The 6,112-nt window shown below is 60.3% G+C and carries 3 protein-coding genes and 2 pseudogenes; 2 read left to right on the forward strand and 3 right to left on the reverse strand.

The genetic code is table 11. The annotated features are described in order from the left end of the window. The first annotated feature begins 228 nt into the window (after nucleotides 1-228). On the forward strand, nucleotides 229-2,463 hold the full coding sequence (locus LIY45_RS11795) for a TonB-dependent siderophore receptor (RefSeq protein WP_226476439.1): 2,235 nt from the start codon (nucleotides 229-231) through the stop codon (nucleotides 2,461-2,463). 64 nt (nucleotides 2,464-2,527) lie between these two features. Next, entirely contained in the window at nucleotides 2,528-2,689 is a 162-nt protein-coding gene (locus LIY45_RS11800) for a LysR family transcriptional regulator (protein WP_226476440.1), read from the forward strand. 99 nt (nucleotides 2,690-2,788) lie between these two features. Here the strand turns inward: LIY45_RS11800 and LIY45_RS11805 are convergent. The 3 genes and pseudogenes from LIY45_RS11805 to LIY45_RS11815 form a co-directional block, all read right to left on the reverse strand. Continuing rightward, a pseudogene (locus LIY45_RS11805) lies at nucleotides 2,789-3,255 on the reverse strand (SRPBCC family protein). 92 nt (nucleotides 3,256-3,347) lie between these two features. Continuing rightward, nucleotides 3,348-5,240, reverse strand: coding sequence for a penicillin-binding protein 2 (gene mrdA / locus LIY45_RS11810; protein WP_226476441.1), 1,893 nt, complete (start codon nucleotides 5,238-5,240; stop codon nucleotides 3,348-3,350). Between the two features lie 196 nt (nucleotides 5,241-5,436). Continuing rightward, nucleotides 5,437-5,907, reverse strand: a pseudogene (locus tag LIY45_RS11815) (aldehyde dehydrogenase family protein); the annotation flags it as partial. Nucleotides 5,908-6,112 lie beyond the last annotated feature (205 nt).

Below are 6,112 nucleotides of genomic sequence, written 5' to 3' on the forward strand. Positions count from 1 at the left end.
TGCCGCACCTCAAGAATCGCTTTCAGGGCGTGATTCTACTCGGCCTGTGACAAGGCGCGGCGATTTAACCGAAATCGCCTACGAACACGCAGACAACAATCTCACAAACTTGTTGCAGAACATTAATGACAATTACTATCATTCGCACCGGAGTCGTATTCGCGCAGTGAGGACGCGCAACGTTGTTGCCCTTTTCCTCACAGTGACGGTTCGCCGTCAGGATCGACCATGCCCACCTCCGCCCGTTTTGCAGTGCCATTTCGTCCTACCCTGCTCGCCCTTTGCTGCTCCCTGAGCCTCACCGCTCACGCCGCCACTCCAGAAACCACGCAAGATGCGAACACCAGCCAGGACGACAAGGCTCTGGAATTGGGTGCCACCACCATCAGCGCCGACGCGGCCACGCCCAACGCCCTGCCCCCAGTGTATGCCGGCGGCCAAGTCGCTCGCGGGGGGCAACTGGGGGTGCTGGGCAATCAGGACATCATGGACGTGCCCTTCAGCATGTCGTCCTATACCGAAAAACTGATTCGTGACCAGCAGGCGGAAAACGTCGGTGATGTGCTGCTCAACGATTCGTCCGTGCGCCAGGCATCGGGTTATGCCAACCAGGCCCAGGCCTTTGTGATTCGTGGCTTGCCGCTGAATGGCGACGACATTTCGTTCAACGGTTTGTACGGCATCCTGCCGCGCCAGATCATGTCCACCGACGCCCTGGAACGGGTTGAAGTATTCAAGGGCCCCAACGCCTTTATCAACGGCGTGACGCCCGGCGGCTCCGGGATTGGTGGCGGGGTGAACCTGCAACCCAAGCGCGCCGATGACGTGCCGTTGCGCCGCTTCAGCACCGATATCAGCAGCGATGGCCGGGTCGGCGAGCACCTGGATATCGGCCAGCGCTTTGGTGAAGACAATCGTTTTGGCGCGCGGGTGAACATCTCCCAGCGTGAGGGTGATACCGGGATCGACGACGAGAGCCAGCGCTCGAAGCTGTTTGCGGTTGGCCTGGATTATCGCGGCGACGCATTGCGCTTGTCGGGGGATTTTGTCTACTCGAAACAGCAGATCAATGGCGGCCGCAACACCGTGCTGCTGGGCAATAACCTGACCCATATCCCCGACGCGCCTTCGGCCGACACCAACTACGCGCCGAGCTGGGGCACCAGCAGCCTGGAAGACACCTTCGGCATGTTGCGCGCCGAGTACGACCTCAACGACAACTGGACTGCTTATGTCGCCGGCGGCGCCAAGCACACCAACGAGATTGGCCGTTACTCCTCGGTCACGTTGAATGACACCCTGGGCAATGCCACCGTCAGCGGCTCGCGCATCGCCCACCAGGAAGACAACACCAGCCTGATGGCAGGCTTGAACGGCAAATTCCAGACCGGCGCTGTCAGCCACAAGCTGAACGTCGGGTTGACCGGGATCTGGGCCCAGACGCGCAACGCCTATGACTTCGACCTCAACGGCCACGCCAGCAATATCTATAACCCGGTGGACGTTGCCGAACCGGTCAAGGGCAGTTTCGTGGGCGGCGACCTGAACGACCCAGGCATCACCGCCAAGACCTTCGCTCGCAGTGCAGCGGTCTCGGACACCCTGGGTTTCATGGATGATCGCTTGCTGGTGACCGCCGGTTTGCGCCGCCAGGAACTGGTGGTTCAGGGCTTTGCCTACGGTACGGGCACTCGCACCGCCGATTACGACAAGTCGATCACCACACCGGTGTACGGCCTGGTGTTCAAGCCGTGGGACCATGTGTCGTTCTATGCCAACCATATTGAAGGCTTGGCCCAGGGCCCGACCGCACCTCAGACCGCCGGCAATGCCCCCATCACCAACGCCGGCCAAGCCTATGCCCCGGCGCGCTCGAAACAGACCGAAGCCGGGGTCAAGGTCGACATGGGCACCTACGGTGCAACCCTGGGTGTGTACCGCATCGAGCAACCCACCGATGGCTACTCACAACTCAGCGCCGACGGTTTAAGCGCCACCTATGTTCGCCAGGGCGAGCAAGTCAACAAAGGCGTGGAGCTTAACGTGTTCGGCGAGCCTATCGCAGGGCTGCGCCTGTTGGGCGGTGCAACCATCATCCACACCGAAGTCAACGGCACCCAGAACGGCGCGAACGACGGCAACCGCGCCATCGGCGTACCCACCTTCCAACTGAATGCCGGCGTGGACTGGGATGTACCGGGCCTGCAAGGCGTGACGGTGAACGGTCGGATGCTGCGCACCGGCGGCCAATATGCCGACGCGGCCAACAACCTCAGCCTGCCCGCCTGGAACCGCTTTGACGTGGGCGCCCGCTACACCGTCAAGGTGAACCAGCGTGACGTCACCCTCGGCGCCACCGTGGAAAACGTCGCCAATACCAAGTACTGGGAATCGGCCCTCGGCGGTTACCTGACTCAAGGCGACCCGCGCGTGGCCAAGTTGTCGGCCAGCATCGACTTCTGATCCGGGTTGGACACCGGGGTCACAACTGCGTAGTTTTTCACCCACTGCGCACAAGGACCCCGGCATGTCCCCCGACCTCACTTCCATCGAGCTGTTCCTCAAGGCGGCCAAGCTGGGCAACCTGTCCCGGGCGGCCGAGCAGTCCCATCTCTCCCTCTCTAGCGCCAGCCGACGCCTGTCGCTGCTGGAGCAGCACTTCAAGGTCGCCCTGCTGCCGCCCCGTTGAAGAGTGTCGGGGGCAGTGGCGCGCCGGTGAATCCGGTGGTAATCAAGTAGCCGTTCAGTCGCCGTGGCGAATGTGCGAATCGCGGACTCGCCACTGGACTCAAGGCTGATGGGATTTCGCCAGGTACTCTTCGATATTGTTCATCTGATCGTCCCAGCCTCGGGAGTTCTTCTTGTAGGCCTTCCGGCGGCGAGCATCCGGGATTGCGTCAAAACTGACTCCATCACCCGCAACAAGATGCCTTCGGCGTGATCCTCGAGGGTGAACTCCACCAGGGTTGGGGTTTCCGTGTCGTAATCCACCTCCTTGTCTACGGCGTAAGGATGCCAGCTGAAAGAGAACCGCGCTTGTGGCTCAAGGCGCTCTATTTTCGCCTTCCACACCACGTGCTCGTAACCTGGATAAGTGATCGGGGCCTCAATGACCCGCCCTGCGGCAAACTGCTTGCCCTTGAGGGCGATGCCAAACCAGTTGCCGAATTGCTCGGCGTCGGTCAGTGCATCCCAGACCCGTTGACGTGGCGCGTTGAGCAGGACTTTACGTTTGATTTCATTTGATTCGTGCATGAGACACCTCCTGTATTGACAGTAGGCGACATCGACCAATGCGCAACCTATGAGAAGGTATAAGGCATGAACAGCGTCATGCCCTGAAGACCTCAGACGTGGGGATCACCCGGCGCCTTGCTTGGGGTCGCGTATTGCGGCTTCAAGTGGCCATCCTGATCGAGCAGCCAGGCATCCATGATCTGCCGCACCACCGGCCCCGCCACTCGGCCACCGGCCTCACCGTTCTCGATCATTACCGAAATCACGATCCGCGGGTGCTCCGCCGGGGCGAATCCGACGAACAAGGCGTTGTCGCGGTTGCGTTCCAGGGTCTTGAGACGGTTGTAACGCTCGCCCTGCTTGATCGCCACCACCTGTGCGGTACCACTCTTGCCGGCAATCCGGTATTGCGCACCGGCTGCAGCCGCCCGGGCGATACCTCGTGGGTCATGCATGACCAGTTGCATGCCGTGGTTGACCTGCTCCCAGTCGCGCGGGTCTTTGAGCACGACGTTGGGCATCGGGTTTTCATCCACTGGCGGCACGCCGTTGATGGTCTTGGCCAGGTGCGGTCGGTTCCACACGCCTTTGTTGGCGATCAGCGCAGTGGCCTGGGCCAGTTGCAGCGGGGTGACCTGCATGTAGCCCTGGCCGATGCCGAGAATCACGGTTTCACCCGGGAACCACGGTTGGCGCCGGGTAGCGCGCTTCCAGGCCTGGGACGGCATCAAGCCGGCCGACTCTTCGAACATGTCGAGGGAGACTTTCTGGCCAAGGCCGAATTCAGCCAGGTAGTCGTGCAGGCGGTCGATACCCAGCTTGTGGGCCAGGTCGTAGAAGTAGGTGTCGTTGGAGCGCATGATCGCTGCGTCCATGTCCACCCAACCATCGCCGCTGTGGTTCCAGTTGCGGTATTTGTGGTCGAAATCCGGGAGTTGGTAGTAACCGGGGTCGAACACGCGGGTCTGGGCGGTGACCACACCACTGTCGAGGCCGGCGATGGCCACTTCCGGCTTGATCGTCGAGCCCGGTGCGTAGAGCCCGCGCAGCACGCGGTTGAACAGCGGACGGTCGAGGGAGTCGTGAAGCGCTGCGTATTCCTTGAAGCTGATACCCGTGACGAACAGGTTCGGGTCAAAGCTTGGCTTGCTGACCATCGCCAGGACTTCGCCGGTTGCCGGGTCGAGAGCGACCACAGAACCGCGACGGTCGCCGAGGGCTTCTTCGGCAGCTTCCTGGAGTTTGACGTCCAGGCTCAGGACGATGTTTTTGCCGGGGATCGGATCGGTGTGCTTGAGCACCCGCAGGACGCGGCCCTGGGCGTTGGTTTCAACTTCTTCATAGCCGACGTGGCCATGCAACTCGGACTCGTAGAAACGCTCGATCCCGGTTTTACCGATGGACTGCGTGCCCCGGTATTCCACCGAGTCGAGGGCCTTGGATTCTTTTTCGTTGATCCGGCCTACGTAGCCAATGGAGTGGGCAAAATGCGCCCCCAGCGGGTAATGGCGGACGAATTGCGGCTCGACATCCACGCCCGGCAGGCGAAATTCGTTGACGGCCAGCACGGCGATCTGTTCTTCGGTCAGCTCGTAGAACAGCGTGACGGGTACGAAGGGATGACGCGCCTGCTTGAGCGCTTTATCAAATACGCCACGGTCCTCGGGAGGCAGATGCAGGAGGCTGACGATGGCGTCCAGCTCACCCTTGAGATCGGTCGTGCGTTCGCGGGTGATGGTCAGGTTGTAGCTGGGCCGGTTGTCGGCAAGTACTACACCATTGCGGTCGTAGATCAAGCCGCGCGTCGGTGTAATCGGTAGGACGTGGACGCGATTGTTTTCGGAAATGGTGGAGTGGTAGTCGTACTGCACCACCTGCAGGAAGTACATCCGGCCTACCAGGGCGCAGGTGATGCCGATGACCAGCAGCGCGCAGGCCAGCAGCCGCTTGTTGACCAGGCGGTTTTCTTTTTCGTGGTCCTTGATCGGTATCGGTTCAGGCATTTCTACAGCATCTCGTTGAAATAAGGTCGACGCCGCTTCCTGCGGAGAATAATCAGTCCCTGTGAAAATGTGCTGCACCATACCAAAAATGCGGAAACACTTTGCATCGATTTCCCTGAACGGTGTGCTTATAGGGTCTGTTCATGCCCTTTGGTTTGGGACGTTGACCTTATTCATACGTTTTCATGCTGAGGAATCAGCTTAGGATGGACTTGGGCTCCAGGAAGGCTTCCAGGCCAAATATGCCGTACTCGCTGCCGATACCCGATTGTTTGAAGCCGCCAAACGGTGCGAGTGGCACATGGGCGAGGGTATTGATCAGGACTCGCCCTGCGTCTATCTGGCTGGCCAACCTGCGGGCGCGTTCGGGATTTGATGACAGGATGTAGGCTTGGAGACCGTAGGGCGTGTCGTTGGCGATGGCCAGTGCTTCTTCATCAGTTGCGTAGGTAATGATCGATAGAACCGGACCGAAAATCTCTTCGCGGGCGATGGTCATTTGATTGGTCACGCGGCTGAATACGGTGGGGCTTACGAACCAGCCAGCCGTGATGCCTTCAGGCAAACCGGGGCCTCCTGCCAATAAATGAGCGCCCTCCTCAATCCCGATCTGAATGTAGCGCTGCACCCGCTCCCACTGTTTATGACTGACCATGGGGCCGACGGTGGCGGCTGGATGCCGATACGTCGGGAGAAGTTATAGTTCTCCAGTACCGAAGCGGCATCCTGCAGGACGCTGGCCGCGTGCTTGGCCATGGGGCGTCACGAAGGCGCCGTTGATGTAAATCTGATTGATGTAGTGCATAGGTCCTCCGGAACGCTGAGCTAGTGCGTCCTACGGTAATTTGCTCGCCATACTTTTCGACCGCCCA

It is taken from the genome of Pseudomonas sp. MWU16-30323 (genome assembly GCF_020515595.1).
In the GTDB taxonomy this organism is placed as follows: Bacteria; Pseudomonadota; Gammaproteobacteria; order Pseudomonadales; family Pseudomonadaceae; genus Aquipseudomonas; species Aquipseudomonas yamanorum.

Bases quoted from the DNA above. Each gene is read 5' to 3' on its own strand.
- LIY45_RS11800 (WP_226476440.1), top strand. From the start codon at position 2,528: ATGTCCCCCGACCTCACTTCCATCGAGCTGTTCCTCAAGGCGGCCAAG.
- LIY45_RS11795 (WP_226476439.1), top strand. From the start codon at position 229: ATGCCCACCTCCGCCCGTTTTGCAGTGCCATTTCGTCCTACCCTGCTC.
- mrdA (WP_226476441.1), bottom strand. From the start codon at position 5,240: ATGCCTGAACCGATACCGATCAAGGACCACGAAAAAGAAAACCGCCTG.